Source organism: Faecalibacterium sp. HTF-F (assembly GCF_023347535.1).
GTDB lineage: Bacteria > Bacillota > Clostridia > Oscillospirales > Ruminococcaceae > Faecalibacterium > Faecalibacterium wellingii.
In genome coordinates, this window is sequence record NZ_CP094473.1 from 1,750,166 (window position 1) to 1,766,683 (window position 16,518).

The 16,518-nt window shown below is 51.7% G+C and carries 19 protein-coding genes and 2 pseudogenes; 2 read left to right on the top strand and 19 right to left on the bottom strand.

The window, feature by feature from the left end:
- Window positions 1-94: 94 nt before the first annotated feature.
- From MTP37_RS08375 to MTP37_RS08465, 19 genes and pseudogenes are all read right to left on the bottom strand, one after another.
- The gene (locus MTP37_RS08375; protein ID WP_002569233.1) at window positions 95-283 is read right to left on the bottom strand and encodes a transposon-encoded TnpW family protein; all 189 of its coding nucleotides are present in this window, start codon (window positions 281-283) and stop codon (window positions 95-97) included.
- Window positions 280-1,137, bottom strand: a pseudogene (locus MTP37_RS08380) (ATP-binding protein). The gene MTP37_RS08375 and the pseudogene MTP37_RS08380 overlap by 4 nt, the downstream one beginning before the upstream one ends.
- The gene (locus tag MTP37_RS08385) at window positions 1,134-1,877 is read right to left on the bottom strand and encodes a phage replisome organizer N-terminal domain-containing protein (RefSeq protein WP_249236864.1); all 744 of its coding nucleotides are present in this window, start codon (window positions 1,875-1,877) and stop codon (window positions 1,134-1,136) included. The pseudogene MTP37_RS08380 and the gene MTP37_RS08385 overlap by 4 nt, the downstream one beginning before the upstream one ends.
- Window positions 1,867-2,079, bottom strand: a complete 213-nt coding sequence (locus MTP37_RS08390) for a hypothetical protein (RefSeq protein WP_005927784.1) — start codon at window positions 2,077-2,079, stop codon at window positions 1,867-1,869. The genes MTP37_RS08385 and MTP37_RS08390 overlap by 11 nt, the downstream gene beginning before the upstream one ends.
- Before the next feature lie 184 nt (window positions 2,080-2,263).
- Entirely contained in the window at window positions 2,264-3,886 is a 1,623-nt protein-coding gene (locus MTP37_RS08395; protein ID WP_249236865.1) for a relaxase/mobilization nuclease domain-containing protein, read from the bottom strand.
- On the bottom strand, window positions 3,858-4,256 hold the full coding sequence (locus MTP37_RS08400) for a plasmid mobilization protein (RefSeq protein ID WP_249236866.1): 399 nt from the start codon (window positions 4,254-4,256) through the stop codon (window positions 3,858-3,860). Before MTP37_RS08400 ends, MTP37_RS08395 begins: the two co-directional genes overlap by 29 nt.
- A gap of 580 nt (window positions 4,257-4,836) precedes the next feature.
- Window positions 4,837-5,262, bottom strand: a complete 426-nt coding sequence (locus MTP37_RS08405; RefSeq protein WP_005921288.1) for a hypothetical protein — start codon at window positions 5,260-5,262, stop codon at window positions 4,837-4,839.
- Between the two features lie 42 nt (window positions 5,263-5,304).
- Window positions 5,305-5,502, bottom strand: a complete 198-nt coding sequence (locus MTP37_RS08410; RefSeq protein ID WP_005921293.1) for a helix-turn-helix domain-containing protein — start codon at window positions 5,500-5,502, stop codon at window positions 5,305-5,307.
- Complete coding sequence (locus tag MTP37_RS08415) at window positions 5,480-5,938, bottom strand: RNA polymerase sigma factor (RefSeq protein ID WP_023921375.1); 459 nt, start codon at window positions 5,936-5,938, stop codon at window positions 5,480-5,482. Before MTP37_RS08415 ends, MTP37_RS08410 begins: the two co-directional genes overlap by 23 nt.
- A 158-nt stretch (window positions 5,939-6,096) precedes the next feature.
- The gene (locus MTP37_RS08420) at window positions 6,097-6,801 is read right to left on the bottom strand and encodes a zf-HC2 domain-containing protein (RefSeq protein ID WP_005946129.1); all 705 of its coding nucleotides are present in this window, start codon (window positions 6,799-6,801) and stop codon (window positions 6,097-6,099) included.
- Window positions 6,794-7,306 (bottom strand): RNA polymerase sigma factor, encoded by a 513-nt coding sequence (locus tag MTP37_RS08425; RefSeq protein ID WP_003533443.1) that lies wholly within the window; start codon window positions 7,304-7,306, stop codon window positions 6,794-6,796. The genes MTP37_RS08420 and MTP37_RS08425 overlap by 8 nt, the downstream gene beginning before the upstream one ends.
- 257 nt (window positions 7,307-7,563) lie before the next feature.
- Window positions 7,564-7,692, bottom strand: a pseudogene (locus tag MTP37_RS08430) (Maff2 family mobile element protein); the annotation flags it as partial.
- A gap of 89 nt (window positions 7,693-7,781) precedes the next feature.
- The gene (locus tag MTP37_RS08435) at window positions 7,782-9,605 is read right to left on the bottom strand and encodes a VirD4-like conjugal transfer protein, CD1115 family (RefSeq protein WP_249236867.1); all 1,824 of its coding nucleotides are present in this window, start codon (window positions 9,603-9,605) and stop codon (window positions 7,782-7,784) included.
- Window positions 9,602-10,072: a PcfB family protein gene (locus tag MTP37_RS08440; RefSeq protein ID WP_249236868.1), complete on the bottom strand. Its 471-nt coding sequence runs from the start codon at window positions 10,070-10,072 to the stop codon at window positions 9,602-9,604. Before MTP37_RS08440 ends, MTP37_RS08435 begins: the two co-directional genes overlap by 4 nt.
- Window positions 10,073-10,163: 91 nt before the next feature.
- On the bottom strand, window positions 10,164-11,201 hold the full coding sequence (locus MTP37_RS08445) for a hypothetical protein (RefSeq protein ID WP_249236870.1): 1,038 nt from the start codon (window positions 11,199-11,201) through the stop codon (window positions 10,164-10,166).
- A gap of 26 nt (window positions 11,202-11,227) precedes the next feature.
- On the bottom strand, window positions 11,228-11,941 hold the full coding sequence (locus tag MTP37_RS08450; RefSeq protein WP_249236871.1) for an antirestriction protein ArdA: 714 nt from the start codon (window positions 11,939-11,941) through the stop codon (window positions 11,228-11,230).
- A 4-nt stretch (window positions 11,942-11,945) separates the two neighbouring features.
- Window positions 11,946-13,031, bottom strand: a complete 1,086-nt coding sequence (locus MTP37_RS08455) for a DNA cytosine methyltransferase (RefSeq protein WP_249236872.1) — start codon at window positions 13,029-13,031, stop codon at window positions 11,946-11,948.
- A complete protein-coding gene (locus tag MTP37_RS08460; protein ID WP_249236873.1) occupies window positions 13,018-13,374 on the bottom strand; it encodes a DUF7768 domain-containing protein in 357 nt (118 codons plus the stop codon). Before MTP37_RS08460 ends, MTP37_RS08455 begins: the two co-directional genes overlap by 14 nt.
- A gap of 309 nt (window positions 13,375-13,683) precedes the next feature.
- On the bottom strand, window positions 13,684-15,063 hold the full coding sequence (locus MTP37_RS08465; RefSeq protein WP_249236874.1) for a ParB/RepB/Spo0J family partition protein: 1,380 nt from the start codon (window positions 15,061-15,063) through the stop codon (window positions 13,684-13,686).
- Window positions 15,064-15,388: 325 nt separating this feature from the next.
- Here MTP37_RS08465 and MTP37_RS08470 point away from each other — a divergent pair, with 325 nt between their 5' ends.
- Both MTP37_RS08470 and MTP37_RS08475 read left to right on the top strand, forming a co-directional pair.
- Window positions 15,389-15,958, top strand: coding sequence for a hypothetical protein (locus MTP37_RS08470; protein ID WP_249236875.1), 570 nt, complete (start codon window positions 15,389-15,391; stop codon window positions 15,956-15,958).
- Window positions 15,959-16,221: 263 nt separating this feature from the next.
- Window positions 16,222-16,512: a 23S rRNA methyltransferase gene (locus MTP37_RS08475; protein ID WP_316543758.1), complete on the top strand. Its 291-nt coding sequence runs from the start codon at window positions 16,222-16,224 to the stop codon at window positions 16,510-16,512.
- The last annotated feature ends 6 nt before the right edge of the window (window positions 16,513-16,518 follow it).

A 16,518-nucleotide genomic window follows, 5' to 3' on the forward strand; every position in this document is an offset into this window, starting at 1 on the left:
ACAGCCAGCCCCACTATTCCGTACCTTGATTGTACCACATGGGGCGGCTGTCTGTATAGCGGCAAAAGCGTCAAATCTGCTTCTTTATGGTCGGTCAAATCGCCGTTTTTTGTGTAGCAGCTTCCGCTTCCAGCACTTTCATCATCTTGTCTGCTGCGGTATCGGTTGCGCCCTGCTTGAAGAAGCCGGAAACGGTAAGGACGGAGTTGCCCATGCGGATTTCCGTTACACAGTCCGGGCGGCGGTCTGTTTTGGTGGTGCTTGTCTGTTTGGTTTCTGTCATAGGCTCTCCTTTCGCTGCTTCATCAGTTGCTTTAAGCGTTCCAGCTTTTCCTGTGCGGTTTCCTTTCGGAAGTTGCTGCCCGTGAAGCGAACGGGGGCGCACATGGAAGTCAGCCTGTCATAGATACGGGCGTGGGGCGTGTCCTGCGGGTGCTGCAATTCCTCCAGCGTGAGGTTGGTCGTGGCGATCAGCGGCTTGCCGCTTCGGTAACGGCTGTCAATCACGCTGTAAACCTGTTCCAGCCCGTATTCTGTCCCTCGCTCCATACCGAAATCATCAAGTATCAGCAGGGGATAGCTGCAAAGGCGGGAAATATATTCGTTCCTGCCCTCAAAGCTGGCGGCAAGGTCACCCAGTATCGTTGCAAAGTTTGTCATGCGAACGGCAACCTCTTTTTCCATAAGGGCGTTGGCGATACAGGCGGCAAGGTAGCTTTTTCCTGTCCCCACGCCGCCTCAAAACAGGTAGCCGATATTTTCAGCCTGCATGGTTTCCCAGCTCTCCACATAAAAGCGGGCGGTTTCGGTCTGTGGGTTTCTGCCGTTGTCATGCTCAAATGTCCAGTTCCGCATAGCAGGGTCGGTAAAGCCCCGGCGTTTCAAGTCCTCCACTTTTTCAAGGTGCTTCTGTCGGCTTTCGGCGGCTTGCTGCTTTTCACGGGCTGCTCGCTGACAGTCGCAGTCTGTTGGGTGGCGGTCATACCCTAACCATTGGGCAGTTTCTTTTGAAAAGTAGGCTTCTTTTGGCGTATGGCACTTGCCACAGTATAAAAGCCCGTCCTCGCCTGTGTAGTCCTCCGCTTCGGCGGTAGTGGTTGTAATGTCCGTAATCATAGCTTCAATCTCGTTTTTCATAAGCTCTCGCCCTCCTTGCATGAGTAATCGGGTATGCCCTGTTTCGGGGCAGCCTTGCCTTTGGCAACGTCCTCCTGCGCCCACTTGTAAATGGTGGCTGCATGGCTGTGGTACTGCTTCCCGGTGGAAGCGATATGGCAGGAAAGCCGGTCAATATAATACTCCCACTTGTCGGGCAGCTCTGTTTTCAGCCCGGAAAGCTCTGTATCGGTCAGTATCACATTGTTGTATCTGCCATAAGCGGCGGGGGCGGGGTGTCCCTTTTCTCCCTCTCTCTCTTTTTCTATCTCTATCTCTTTCTCTAACTCTATCTCTGGTGGACGAATGTCGGACAAATGTCCGCCTTTTGTCCGGGGCGGTAAAAGTGCCTTGTTTTCCAGCCTTGCAGCCCGTTTCCTCTCGGCTTCGGTAGAGGACTGTCCTATCATCAGCTCAATGTCGGTCATATAGAAAGCCCCGCTGTCAAGCTGCTCCACAAGCCCCAACTGCCGGAAAATCTCTAAAGCCCTTTCAACCGTCCCTATCTGGTGGCGGGTCAGTGTCGCTATCATCTGCGCTGTGTAGGGGATATGCTCGTCAAGCTGCAATTTCCCGCCGTTTTTCAGCGATTTTAAGTACAGCTTCAAGAGGATATTGGAGTATAAAATCCCGTCTTTCATATCTTCCAGCAGCACAATGGAGTCGCTGTCAAAAAAGTTCTCTTTCAGCTTGAGGTAGTAATATTTGCGGTTATCTGCCATTGTCCCTGTCCTCCTTTTTCCGGCGTTTGGAGTAGTAGCGGGGGCAGAGTATGATAACCGCCCGGAAGCTCTGCTTGCAGCTATGGGTACAGCCCCGACAGAGGTCGTTGTATGTGATACGGTCGCAGGTGGTATTCCCGACTTTCACTTGCCGCAGGAAAAAAGACCATTCCAGCCGCCGTTTCTTGCTCATTCTTGGCATGGGTGCGCTCCTTTCTGCCGTTTCCGCTGGTGTGACGGTATCGGCGGTAATTCTGTATCATCTCGGTATCATTTTCGGGGTTTTTCTGCCCTGTAAGCCCGTTAAAAAATCCTTTGGTATTGCGGATAGGGTACGGGGCAGCCCCCTTGTTCGGTATGGGTTCGGGTACATTTTGGGGTGGTTTTTATCGATCCTGTTCCTGCCTTTTCACAGGCTTGCGTTCCCGGCGTAAAATCTGGTCGATATTGCCCTTGACAGTCTGTAAGCGGCGGTATTCCTCCCGTTTTGCCCGGTAATCGTTGTAGCCGCTGTTTTTCTCTTTGATAAGGGTTTCAATCTCTGCTTGCAGGGCTTTATGGCTCGGCAGCTTGGAAATGCCGTTCTCCCTGAAATAGCGGGCGGCTGCGTCTGCTATAATAAAGTCGCTTTCGTGCTTCTGACGGTAGGCTGCTTTTGCTTTGGCGTTTTTCTGCTGTTTCAGCCCGTCCCGGACAGGGCGGGTCTTGGAATAGGCAAGCACCTGCCGTTGCAGCTCCTTTTTTCCGTTCAGCGTCTTTTCCACCTGCTTCAGCTCTGCAAGGCTTTCCTGCATGGTGGTATAAGCGGCAAAACAGACTTCGTCCAGTTCCTCCGGGGAAGAAAAGCCGTACTGCTGATAGGCGGTAACGGTAGCCGCCATTTGCTTTAGATTGTGCTTTGCCGCCCAACGGTCATAGCCCACGCCCTTGCCCTCGGCTCGCTTTGCTTCCCGGTCAACCATGCGCTGCAAGGTGTTGTCTGCCGGGGTGGTTTTTGTGGTTTTTTCCCCTTGTGACAGCTTTTTAACTGCGGCAGGGTATTCGGGTATGGCTTTGCTCTGTTCGGCGGCTCTGTGGGCGTTCTGCGTGAGCAGGGCAAGGACAGCAGCCTTGTCAAAATCGTCCCCCAGCTTCCGGGCTGTGATAGGCTTTGTCCTGTCCGGCGTGAGGTAGGAAAGCCGCCCCCGGCTCTCCTTGACGGTCACACCCTCCCGCAGCAAAAGGGAAGAAAATTCGTCAAAGCTGGTAGCTTGGGAAAGTGCCTGCCGTATCGTCCGGCGCAGCTTCGCCTTGTCCGTTTCAAACTTGGTGGGCTTGGTCGGCTGTCCTGCGGCTTCTCTGGCAGCGTTCTCTTTATCAAGGGCAAGCTGCCCTTTCTTTGCCGCCCAGTATTCCCGTTCCGTTATCCGTTCCTTGCTGCCGTTCAAAAGGTCGATTTGGTAAAGCCCCTCCCGGTGGCACATCTCCATGACTTCACTCTTGAAATATTCCATAGCGGCATTGGTGCAGCGGTGCTTGCAGCCCTCCCGTGTGTCGGCTGGTCTGTCCATGTAGGGCAGAAGCGGGACTTCATAAATCCGCAGGGAGTTGATGACGATATGCACATGGATATTGCCGCTGTGGTTATGCCCGTCCGGGTGGGTGCAGACTAAGGCTTGGTGTCCGGGAAAATGCTCTTTACAGAACTGCTCGCCCAGCTCCTGCGCCCGGTCTACGGTCAAGCCGTTGTCTGTCCCGTCCCGTGGGTCAAAGCTGATGATATAGTGGTGGCTTTTCACATCTTCCCGTTTTTGGTTTTTCTCATAGTGGAGATTGGCTCGCATACAGGAAACGGCGAAATCCTCGCCCCCGCAGTTGAGGGAAGAAATGCGGTAATCCTCCCTCGGTATCAGCCGCCCGTTTTCATCAAGGGTGGGCTTCATGGTAAACTCGTCATGCTCAAATGTGAGATAGGCTTCCGCTGCGCCATAGTCAGCATTTTTAGAGCTGATATGTTTGAATGTTGCCAACAGCGTCACCCACTTTCTGCAAGACTTCAAACTTTAGGGCAGCAAGGTCGGAAAACGCCGCCCGTACCTCCCCGGCAAGCTGCGGGTAGGGGCTGTGCCACTCGTTCAGCGTCCGGGCTATCTGGTTTAAGTTGCCGCCGATCCTGCCGTATTCGGCGGTCAGCTTCCCAACAGCGGCAAGCAGCTCATCATTGACGGGAGAAACGGTTATGATGGGGCGTATGGCTGCCCCGGTTATGGCTTGCCGGATAAACTCGGCTTGGCTCATGTTGTAGGCAGAAAGCCTTTCTGCAAACTCGGCGTATTCTTCCTCGGTCATGCGTGTCTTGACTACCCGGCTGCGGTGCGGCGTGTTGTATCGTTTTCGCATGGTAAAACCTCCTTTCTGTGCGTGGTGTCCTCTCACTAATAGGAGAAAAACGGGGTGTGAAGCGGAACTGTTTTTGAAAAATCCGAAAAAATATTTTGAGGGATTTTTAAGCGGCGCAAGCCGCATAAGCAGGGTTTGGGGAAGGCACTCCCCAACAAGATTCCCGCAGGGGCAAAATGAGCGAAAAGCGAATTTTGGTACTGCGGTAGAATCTTGCTCTAAAAAACTACCGCTTTCCTCGCTCTAAAAAACTACCGCTTTCCTCGCTCTAAAAAACTACCGCTTTCCTCGGCGGCTCTGGTTTGCGGATATACTGGCTTGCTCCACCAATATAGCGATTGCGGCGGCGTGTTCTGCCCGCTGTTCACCACTACAACGGTGAAAAGGGGTCGTTTTGGCAAACGCAGCGGAAATTTTTTTGTTTTTCCTGTCTGCTCCCTACAACAATCCGGCGGTGTGGTTTGCCAAAGATTTTTGAAAATGGGCGCAAAAAAAGCAGTAAACCTTTTCAAGATTTACTGCTTATCTGCCGCTGTGATGGGCGGCGGTATTAAATTGTCAGCCGTTTTTCAAATGGAATTTATCTGCAATCGCTTTCTTTCCGCTTTCCAATTCCTTTTCTGTAATCTTCCATAATCCTAACGCAATGATCTGCTATCTTTTGCATTCCGAGTTCTTCAAAAAAGGCAATTTGTATTTTCATCAGTTCTTCACAAACAGTCAACTTCTGCTCATCCATATTGCTAATAGCAAGCCATGGGAACGCTTTATATTTCTTAGTGTCCCCAATGAGAAAATTGTACCCTATCAACTCATTTTCACGGAAAACGAAATAGAATTGTGGGCCTGAACCTGGAACTGACTTTTCCATAATTTGCTGCATTGTTCTCACGCCGCCGTATGCCGGAAAAAAACCTATTCGCTCAAGAGCATTTAATATGTCAATCCTTTTATCTGTGGGTATGTCTCTATAATTGATAATCTGTTCCATTTGCTCTACCCTCATTGAAGTTTAATTTGTCAGGCTCTAATTATACAACTTTTCTGTTTAGCGGTCAAAGCGGAACTTCAACAGGCTTTCTATCAGTTGCCTGACGATATGCTCCTGCATATCCGTGTTAATCTGTCCGTCCATTTTCGCACAAGAGCGGACATATCCCGCATAATGGGATAGGACGGCGGCAACAGCTTCCGGGTCGCCCTCGCTTGCCTTAACGATTGTCTCATAGGGAAGTAGCTGGCTCATAGGACAAACCCTCCAACTCTGCCCGTAGCCGCCGTAAAATCATCTGAATACGCCGCCCGGTTGTGTTGCCAGCCCGTCCATATCTCCGTCCAATCTCCCTATGCGTCAATCGTTGGAAGTAGTACAAGAAAATGATTTCCTGTTCCATCTGTGATAGTGCGGACAGGGCTGCGGCAAGCTCTGGACTTTCCAAAAGCACCATCTGACCACAGACGAAAAGCGGATAGCTGGTCATGCCGGATTGCTCCGCAAAGTATTTATCTGTGGTACTGAATGGATAGTGTTTTTCTTCTATCAGATATTCAAGCGAGATTTCCCGCTTGCGGCGGCTCCGTATGCTCCGGGCTGCGTCTATGGCAGCGTGGCGAATAACAGTCTTGCAAAAGGCATCGTGTGTATGCCGGATATGTTCTTGATACTTTTCGTGTTCGGTCATGGAAAATCCCCCTTTCTGAATAATGGCAGAGGGCGGCAGCATCTTGTGCTGTCGCCCTCTTGATTACCGAACAGCAAAGACGGGCGGGGCTGTCAACGGCGGCGCATTTGCGCCGTTCATCTTGACCGTTGACAGGCTCGGCTGGGTTTGCTATCTGCTCACGGCAATTCACTCTCATTGATAGGAATTGCCTCAAGTTCCGTATTCAAATTGTTCCAATAAGAGCCGATATCCGCACTTGTGAAATACTTAAAACCGCCTGCTGCTGACTTCAATTCGCCGTTTTTAACCCCATAGCAGGCGTAAATCAAATCGTAGCTTGTTCCATCTGAGAGGTTAAATCTAAAGCTGGTCACATCTGCTCCGGCAGTTTCCTCAGTCGTTTTGTCTTTTAGGGATAAGCCCTTGAACTTATCATACAGGGTCTTTATATCATTTTCAGCAACAACTACTTTCTTTTCTGCTGATGCAGGCACTCCGTCATAGTGGTACATTTCAACGTTTTCGACATCTTCAACCTCAAATGGGAAGTCGATTTTGACAGGCTCATAAGCAATGTTTATAGGTAACAGAAAGAGAGCTGTAAAAATTGCAATGATACAAAGAGCGATGGAAACGAGAACAGCAATCGTTATCTTTTTTCTGCCTCTCTGCTTTTCTTTTGCCTCATGGCGCATAATAACGCTTTCGCTTTCTTCGTGAAGAACATCTTCGCTCGTGTGAGAAAGCAATTTTTGATAAATTGCGTTACAGTCAGCACAGGCGTTCAAATGCTCTTTTACCATCTCTGCGCTTGCTTCGCTGCAAGCACCGTCAACATACAGCGGAAGAATATCTCGAACAATATCGCATTGTTTACTCATGCTTTTCATCCATCCTTTCTTGAATTTTTAGCTTTGCACGATGATAAGTAACTCTCGCCCATGATTCTGTTTTTCCAAAAATTGCAGCGATTTGTGAAAAAGATAGTTCCCCGAATACGCGAAGCTGAAAGACTTCTTTGTATGGTTCTTCCAAACGGTGAAGAACGAGGTGTATGCGGAACGCCATGTCAGAATCTGCAACTGAGTTCTCAACATTTTCATTTGATGGCAAGTCATTGATTTCACTCACATCAGCTACTCGCTGACGGCTTCGCATTTCATCATGGTAAAGGTTTTTTGCTATGGAGCAGAGCCATGTCAATTCATCTGACTTACCTTTGAATTGTGATGTTGTAGAAACAGCCTTATAGAATGTGTTCTGCGTGATTTCCTCTGCTATCTCACGATTTTTGGCAAGAGAAATAGTATACGAGTATACCTGTAAATAGTAGGCTTTATAGAGCTTTTCATAGTCCATACTTGTCATCACCTCCTTCAGCTTCATAGGTTAGACGGAGAAATCGGAATTTCGTTACAAAGAAGTTTGAAATTATTATACCTTTACGCTACTCTTGCTTTGTGCGGACTATTGGTAGACGCGCATTAACGGCAAGTAAAGAGATTGCTGTGTCAGCTTGATATGTTCAAATGCTAATTAAGTATAGCATACAGCTATGAATTTTTCTATTGCGTTCCCCTGACTTCGGAATAGTGGCAGGGCTGGCTATCCTTGTTTTGCTTTGTGCTTCTCTACCGTACATGAGCATTTGCCGCAGGGTTGTCCGACCCGTAACCTTCCAGAAGGTTGATGACGCCCCATACCGCCAGACCAGCGCCAAGAGCCATGACCAGAATTTTAAGAATGTCGATTGCCTGATTGAAAAATTCCATATACGTTCCTCCATTTTGTTTGTTTGATGGTTTTGGGTACAAAAAAAGCCGCCCACATCGGCGGCGCTTCGGGTCATCATGGCCCGAAGTTACACAAACTCGTCGCTGTCCAGATCATCGAAATTCAACAGGTCAGCTTCTTCGTCCGTGTCGGAGCCGTCCACTTCGTACACCGTGTATTCGTCCTCCGGCTTTAGTCTCAATGGCCGGTGGCGGAACAGGCTTTCCAAGCGGAAGGCGTTTTTCTTTTTATCAAATTCGGCTGTGTACTTGTAATTCGGGTGCTTTTTCAAGTCATACTTCGGGGACAGGAAGGGCGGGAGCCCCCGAAGCTGCAAGATACATTTATCCCCGGGCATGGTGGTGATCTCGCTGGTGGTCATCAGTTCCCGGCCAAGCCGCTGCATATTCTGGCTGTAACTTTCAGACTGTCCCCGGCTTCGGCCCTCGGTCTGCATGGAGATGGTGGCCTTGCCCAGCCAGTTTTCCGAAATATCCTTTAGGGTGGAAGCCTCCCGGCCTCCGAGGAACACGATGCTGTCCATGTTTCCCATGATGGTTTCGGAATGGTCTTTGTACAATGCCTTGCACTGGCTCATAGCCTGATAAAAGAGCGTCAGGCTGATCTCCCGGGAGCGAATGACGGCCACGATCTTTTCCAGCCCCGGCACCTGCCCGGTGTTGGCAGCCTCGTCCCACAGCACCCGCACATGGTAGGGCAGACGCCCGCCATAGGTGTTGTCAGCCCGTTCACACAGAAGATTGAACATCTGCGAGAAAGCAAGGGCAACCAAAAAGTTGTAGGTGGTGTCCGTGTCGCTGATAAGGAAGAACAGAGCCGATTTTTCATCCCCCAGCTTATCCAGTTCCAGCTCGTCATAGGACATGATCTCCCGGAGCTGTGGAATGTCAAAGGGAGCCAGCCTTGCACCGCAGGAAATCAAAATGCTTTTGGCTGTCTTGCCGCTGGCGAGCTTGTATTTCTTATACTGCCTCACGGCGAAGTGCTGGGGGCTGCGGCGTTCCAGCCCGTCAAACATATAGTCCACCGCATTTTTGAAGGTTTCGTCATCCTCCCGGACTTCCATGCTGTTTATCATTTCCACCAGCGTATTCATGTTGCGTTCTTCTTCCGGCCCCTCAAAGACGATGTAGGCCACAAGGGCGCAGTATAAGAGGGTTTCGGCTTTGGTCCAGAACTCGTCGCCCTCCTTGCCGTCGCCTTTGGTGTTGGCGATCAGAGCGGTAACGAATTTCAAAACATCGCTTTCCGTCTTGATATAGGCCAGCGGATTGTAGTGCATGGATTTTGAAAAGTCGATACTGTTGAACACCCGCACCCTGTATTTCTCCCGTTGCAGAAACCGCCCGCACTGGTCGAGGGTGCCGCCCTTCGGGTCTACCACCACATACGAGGAATGGGCTTGAAGGAGCTGCGGGGTCAGCCAGAACCTTGTCTTTCCCGAGCCGGACGAGCCGATGACACAGGCGTTTAGGTTCCGGGCATTGGCGGGAATCTTCGGGCGGGTGTTCATGGTAAGGAACTCCGTCCCGGTCAGAATGACATTGTTCTGAAATTTAGGGTCAACAAACGGCTTTATATCCTCCTTTGTTCCAAAGCGGGCGGTGCCGTACTCCGCATCCCGCCGGAATTTTTTCGCCTGCCTGATCTTTGACTGTATCAGCAGATACACCCCAGCCGCACCGGCAAGGCCCACCAGGAGGTCAATACCTCCCAGCCCCGGCCAGTAGGTTTCACAGGCTTTGGGGAAGGTATCGAGCATCCCCATGAGCTTTGTCCCGAAGTCTGTGCCGGGGGCGATCCGGTAGGCCGTCCCGATTTTGGAGAAGAACCAGAACACAAAGAGGTACGGCAGGTTTGGGAGCACATATTTTCTGATCTTGTCACTCAACGTCCGTCCTTCACCGCCTCTCTGGTTCGCTGCTTTTCCTTTGCCTGTGTCCTGATCTGCTCCGTGAATTTCCGAAGCTGGCCGAAGATGGAAGCCTTGTCCTGCTCTTTGTTCAGCACCTTTGCGCTGTACTTCTGGAAGGCCGCCGTGATAGCGTCCGCCTGATTGGCTTTGAAAAACAGCAGGTAATGACCGGGGCTCACTTTATGGAAAGCGTAGTCCACATGGAACTCCTTCGCGATCCGGTCAAAATCCTTTGGAGCTCCCACATAGGGCATGGCACTTTTGCCGCCATAGTGGTTCATCAGCTTTTTCACGCTCTGGCGTCCCTGCGGGGTCAGCGCCTTCTGGTGGTGCTTTTGCAGCGCCCGAACCACCTTGCCAAGAGCGGCAGCCAGCACTTTTCCCGTGAGTTTCGTTGTCCTGATCGAAAGGGCAACCGTTTTTTGGTTTACTTCTTCCTGCATAAAACCTCCTTTCCGTCGGGGTTCCCGCTATCCGGGAGGCCCCCGTACAATCTCGGGGAACAGAAAACCTCGGGCCAATGTGGCCCGAGGCTTACCGCTCGGCATCTCTGCCGGACGGAGCTTTCTTTTCCGGCTCCGTCTGGACTTTTTCGTCCTGTTCCCGCATGGTCTGCAAGATAGAGGGCTTCTTTTGAAGTTGGGAGGGCTTTTCGCCGGACAGCGGCTTGATACATTCCAGACGGTCAGCCGCCCGGATGGCGTTGTCCGTGAGCTGCCTCTGCCATGCGCCCACGCTGGGAGCCCAACGAAAGCCGCTGCTTTTCAGCTCGGCCCGGGTGTCCGCGTCAGGCTTTCCGTCAAAGAACACCTGCAAGCGGTTGTCCTCCCGGTTCATTTCCACACGACCCCCATCGAACTCCCAGCCGGAAAATTCCTGCTGTGCCTGTTTGGAAAGCTGTTCGATACGGGCCTTTACCCGGCGGATCTCCGCATTGTTGTTGGTTAGCTGGTAACTTTCAAAGGGCCTCGGGTCGCTTCGCCAACTTGACGCCATGCTTGCTTTCAGCTTTTCAATCTGGTCCGGCGACAGCAGCGCACAGCCGTCCAGCTTGCCATGCTTGCGGTAATAGGCGTTGACCTCCTTCATAATGAGCTGGGAGCGTTCCAGCCCGTCCAGCTTCTTCTGGAGCTTTTCAATCGCTGCCGGGTCATCGGCGCTGATCCCGCCCATGCCGGTGCTGCGTATCTTATCCAGCAGCCCTTGAATATGCCGCCATTCCTCCATGTTGCTGTCCCGCGCCCGGTTCTGTTTATCCTTCTTTCCCACCGGGAAATTGGAAGGCCCGGCGATCAGCACAGAGGGAACCCTCGCGTCAATGGCAAAGCCTTGGTTCATGTTTTCGGCCAGCTTGCGGGCGTAGGTGTCTAACAGATGGTCGATCTTCTCATGGTACATGGGGTCCACCCGGGATTTCTGCTTTTCCGCTATGGCAGCGGCCTTGTCCACCATTGCCCGGTATTCCGCCGTTGCGCTCCCTTCCTTGTAGTCGGAAAAGCTGTTCATTTCTTTTGCCCGGCGGGCGGCTCCTTCATTGATAGGGTAATAGTTGATGGTATGCACCTCCTTCATGCTTCGGGCCATGCTGGCCCGAAGTCTTACCGTTCTTCATGGGAAGGCCCCGCCTTGTCCTTTTTCGGAGCGGGCGGGGCTTCTTGAAACCGTTTGAGTGCAGCGAGAATGGAGTGGACAGGCTCGGCCTTTTCGGGATAGGCAAATATCCGGTGTTCCGGCGGGATGTCCTGCGATCCGTGGTAATACTCCTTGAAGCCCTCCGGGACTGCCGACACATACCCACCGGGAGCGAATACGCCGCCTTCGTTGATACGCACATCCCGCCCGTATGCCTCATAATCGAAGTAGTTCTGAATGTGCTCCGGTATGTCGATAGTCCCAAGCTCGTCGGCGTAAAGACGGCCCAGCCCTTCATCATCGGAAATATCCGGGTAAAAGCGGTACAGGTCAAGGTTCTGCGTCAGGTTTATCAAATCCTTCACGCTCCTTGTGTAGTTTCCCAAGACAAGAGCGGCTTCAAAGGTTTCCAGTCCGCCCTTATCCCGTACTTCCAGCAGGGCGTGGCCCAGCTCGTTCAGCTCGTCGATGTTCTCACATTCGTAGAGATGATCGTAGAGCCCCAGCACATCGCTGTCAAAGCTGGTAAAGAACACTTCGCTGTACCGTTTCCCATCTATCCCGATTTTGGCAAGGGCGGCCTGCAACTCCTGTGTCGTCATGGGGAAATGTACCGTTGTCCCTACCTCAATCCCCATCAAGGGGTACAGGGCGGTGTTGGTTATATAGGCTTCAAACATGGGCTCATTCCTCCTTTCCGGCCCGGTCAGCCAGCACCTCATAGATCCCGGCCATAATGTAATCGGCGCAAGGGAGGGCAATCGCATTTCCCAGCGCCTTGTAGCGTTGCAGAGGCCGGATCTCCATGCCGTCCGCCCCGTACTTTGTCCAGCCCTCCGGCAGCCCCATCAGCCGTTCACTTTCTGTTTCCGTCAGAAAACGGATACAGCCGCCCTCCGGGTCGCCCTCATACCAGAAGGCAAAGGGCGTTACATCACTGGCTAAAAGAGTGGGAAAAGGGTCAGTTGGTAATCCGAAGCTGTTTCGGAAGGCCGTTTCTTCCTGCCTTTTTGCCGCTCCCCGCATACGGAAGCACTGAAAGGGGTGGATGACTGGTATCTGCCGCCCTGTTTCAAAAGAAGCTGTTCGATTTCCTTCGGCGGCGGCCCGCCCGCCCTCTCCGCAAGGCGGAGGAAGTGGGAGCATTGGACGGGGCTTAAATAGTATGTCTGCGGCACGTCTGCCTCCAAAATCCGCCACGACGAAAATCCGCTGCCTTCGTGCCAGCCTTCGGGAGCCTGCCCAATACTGGGCGTCCATGAGCCGCCAGCACACATCAGGCGTTCCCCCTCGCACCATTCCGGCGTTTCCCCATCTTCCCGAAGGAGGCATTGGAACTTCGGTGTCCGAGAAGGCGGATAGGACGGCTCTAAAGTCCATCCGGTCATTTGTAGAAAACGCTCCCATGACGTTTTCCCAAACAGCGATAGCTGGATATAGGTTATCAGTAGCATCCCTCATTTCCTGTATGATACGAAACGCCTGATAGAACAGGCTTGATTTTGCCCCGGCAAGGCCGGAGCGGTTGCCGATCAGAGAAAGGTTCTGACAGGGAGAGCCGAAGGTTATCACATGGACCGGCGGGATTTTCCCGCCGTCCACCTTCGTAATATCCCCCAAATGCACCATGTCGGGAAAGTGCCTTTTGGTTATGGAGATGGGTGCTTTTTCAATCTCGCTGGCCCATACCGGACGGATACCGCAACGGGAAGCCGCCAGAGGGAACACACCAATCCCGTCGAAAAGGCTCCCCAGCTTAACGTCCGGCATGGCCCGGGGTGCCGTGTCCCTTCACGGCAAGCACCCCTTCCAGCGTTGTCGCCGCAATGCCCAGCCGTCCGGCAACCGCAATATCGTTTTTCACATCCTCGTCCACAGCGCTGCCGCAGACGATCAGGGTGTGGGAGCGCCGCAGCATATCCCGGCGCATATCGATCCCGGCCTTATGTTCCTCGGGAACGCTGTCATTCAAAAACAGCGGCAGATACAAGAGCGGGCAGATCGGGGAAAAGCCCGCCTCATAAGCAAGGCGGCAGTAGTGGGCCGCCAGCTCCATATCAACATCCGGCTCACCGCTCCATGCGGCGGTCAGGTATGCTAAAGGTCGTTTCATTGGTTGAACCTCCATTTCTGTTTTGGTTTAGGGAAAAGCAAGGTATCGCCTAACCCCTCCGCCCCTTCCCCCGGGAAGGGGAACGGCTCTGGAGAATTTATATCCCCGTCGCTTGATCGGGAAAAAGCATAACCGGGAGAAATCCGTCAAGGGTGCCTCTGGCACCGCCTGCGGCGGCGCTGCCCTTGACTGATTTTCCCGGCTATGCTACGGAATAACTGGCGACGGGGAATAATTTATATCTCCAGAGCTTCGGGGCGCGGGGCAGAGCCCAGCAATCCTCGGGCCACGTTGACCCGAAGTTTCGGCTTACTTTTCCTGTTCGTTTTTCTTCTCCGGCTTTTCGTGTTCCCTCTGCTGGCCCTTCCAGTCGTCCAGCAGCTTGATGATCTGGTCCTTCATTTCCCTCGGCGTAGTTTCCTTGCCGAAATACTTGCTCAGTTCCGCACCTGTCAAAATCACTTTGTCTACCTCCTTTTTGTCCTCCATCATAATGCCGTCGATCACATCCCCGTTGAGCAGCTTCTTTTCGTCCAACTCACGCATACGCTTTGCCTGCGCCTGTGAAGGCGAGGACTGCTGGCTGTCAATGGCGACGGCGATATAGTTCTGGTTCTTCTTGCCGATATAGGAAAGCTCCACCGCCGTAGTAAAACCCAGCTTTTTTTCATCCATCAGCTTCATCAGGTCTGGAACCAGCTCATTGAGACGGATATACCGCTGCACCTGCTTGACCGCCATCTTATTGCGCTCGGCTACAATTTCGTTGGAGCGTTTTCCTGCGTCCTTCGGGTCAATCTGGCCCGAAGTGCGGGAGCCCTGGTGCTTGATGGCCTCAAGCTGCATTTTCAAGGCTTTGGCCCGCTCACTGGGGAGGATTTCTTCACGCTGGTTGAGATTGTCCTCGACCATCTGCGTGATGGCTTCATCGTCCGTCAGATTGCGAACAATACAGGGCATATCCGCATATCCGGCAAGCTCGCTGGCCTTCTGGCGGCGGTGGCCGGACACGATCTCATAGCCGCCATCCTCACGGGGACGGACGATAGCGGGCTGGGTCACGCCCTTGTCCTTGACGCTGGACACCATAGCCCGCATTTCTTCATCATCCCGAACCTCAAAGGGATGGTTCTTGAAGGCGTGAAGCTCGTTCAGCTTGATATAGACGATCTGTTCCTTGCCCCGGCGTGGTGCATCCTTCGGTTTTTCGGGTTCCTTCGGAGCGGGAGCGGCCTGTACCGTTGGCGCCGTTTTTTTCTCCGGTTCCTTTTTGACCGCATTTTCCGGTTTCTGTGCGGGAGCTTCGGGCTTCGGGGTTGCGGCCTTGTCCTTATCTGCTTTCGGGGGACGGCCCCGGCGCTTCGGCTGTTCCGGCTCTTTGTGTTTTTCCTCCGCTTTCTTCGGAGCCTCCGGCTGCTTTTCCGGTTTTTCCGTTTTTGCCGGGGCAGGCTTTTCCCCGCTGGGAGCTGCCGCCCGTTCCTCGACCTTCTTTTCCTTCATAATTTCAGCGAAGTTATAGACGGAAACCTGCGGGTTCTTTACCTCCGGTTCCGTCTTTTTTTCCGGCTCCGGAGAAACGGAAACCTTCTCCGGCTCTTTTGGGGGAGCGGGAGGCGTTTCCTTGCCCGGCCCGCTATCCGTTACCGGCTGTTCCGGCGTTTTTGTGGTTTTATCATCTGCCATAAGCATTTACCTCCTGTTTTTTGGCATGAAAAAAGAGGCTCAACTTTTCAGTCAAGCCCCCGTGGGAAGTTCCTCCTTTCTCCGCCATGATACAAAAATACCGCCCGTAGTCTCGTTTGGGCGGTACTTTGTGTAAGATTGGCAGTCCATTATTAAGTTTTTTATTATGTTCCCTTTGTACACCGTTGCTATGGGATATGAAGGTTTATCCGAGGTTTTGGTATCCCATCTTTTGCAGAAAAGCACTATACAACATTCTTTTGTTCTATACCATCCGGTTCAAATAGAGTATAACAATACCCTTTATACTGGATGCACCAGCACAGATTTTTTGAAAGAAGATCAGATGTTGATTCCTCTTGAGAAACTATATCGTCAATTCACAGGTGAGAGCCTCGCCATCAAACTATCAGAACTTGATGGTTCGTCCGAACGGATTCCATTCCTTGTGGGTGAGGTTGAGCGCATCACCGGTCTAACAAACTTCGGCGCATATCTAACCGCTATGCTCGAAATTGATGCTTTCTTTTTGAATGAAGATCGGCATACAAACAACATCGCCGTCCTCTATAACGATAAAATACAGGAATATGCTTTAAGTCCGCTTTTCGATCAAGGACTTTGCTTATTTGCGGATACAAGTAACGATTATCCGTTAGAGTTACCTTTGGATGCTTGTTTGAAGAAAATCGAAGCAAAACCTTTTAGCCTTAGCTTTGATGAACAGTTAGATGCCGCAGAAGAGTTATACGGCATACAGTTGCATTTCAACTTTACGATAAAAGATGTACATAATGAATTGGAGCAACTGGTTCCATACTATGCTCCAGAAATTCGGCAGCGCATAGAGCAGCTGCTCCGGATACAAATTCGCAAATATGCTTATCTGATGGACAATTGATAGATATTCATTGCAATCACAAAGCGTTTGCAGTATATTATTTTATAATAAAATGGTTGCTCTGTTCCCCAGAACGAGCCACTTTTCTCCTCCTCCCCTGCCCCATCCCCAAATCCGCATTACTTTGTTTCCGAGAACGAATCCCCAAAATGTATGATTATGACATCATTTCGCAGGTATCGAGCCATTGCGAGGTTGTGAGTTGTTATACCAAAACGATGTAACAAACGCAACCCTCAAGCCATTGCGAAGCGGTTCTCCTTTTGACCAAACTCAATGTCGAGCGGCACATCGAAGTGGACGTCAGCATGGATGAACTGGATGTGACTGCTGCGGAAAGCAAGGCGACTTACAATGAGATTCGGGATTATGTATGGGAGCATCATCAGTTGAAGGCCTCCAATCTCTATATCGCACAGGTGAAGCAGAAGTACGGCATTATTGAGCGAGAGAATTACCATAAAGCGAAAAATGAAAATGCGAAGCAGCCCAAGTGTCCGAAGGAGAAAGAGGATGCGATTGTGGAGGCTTTGAAGCATTTTCAGATGATTTGATACGCA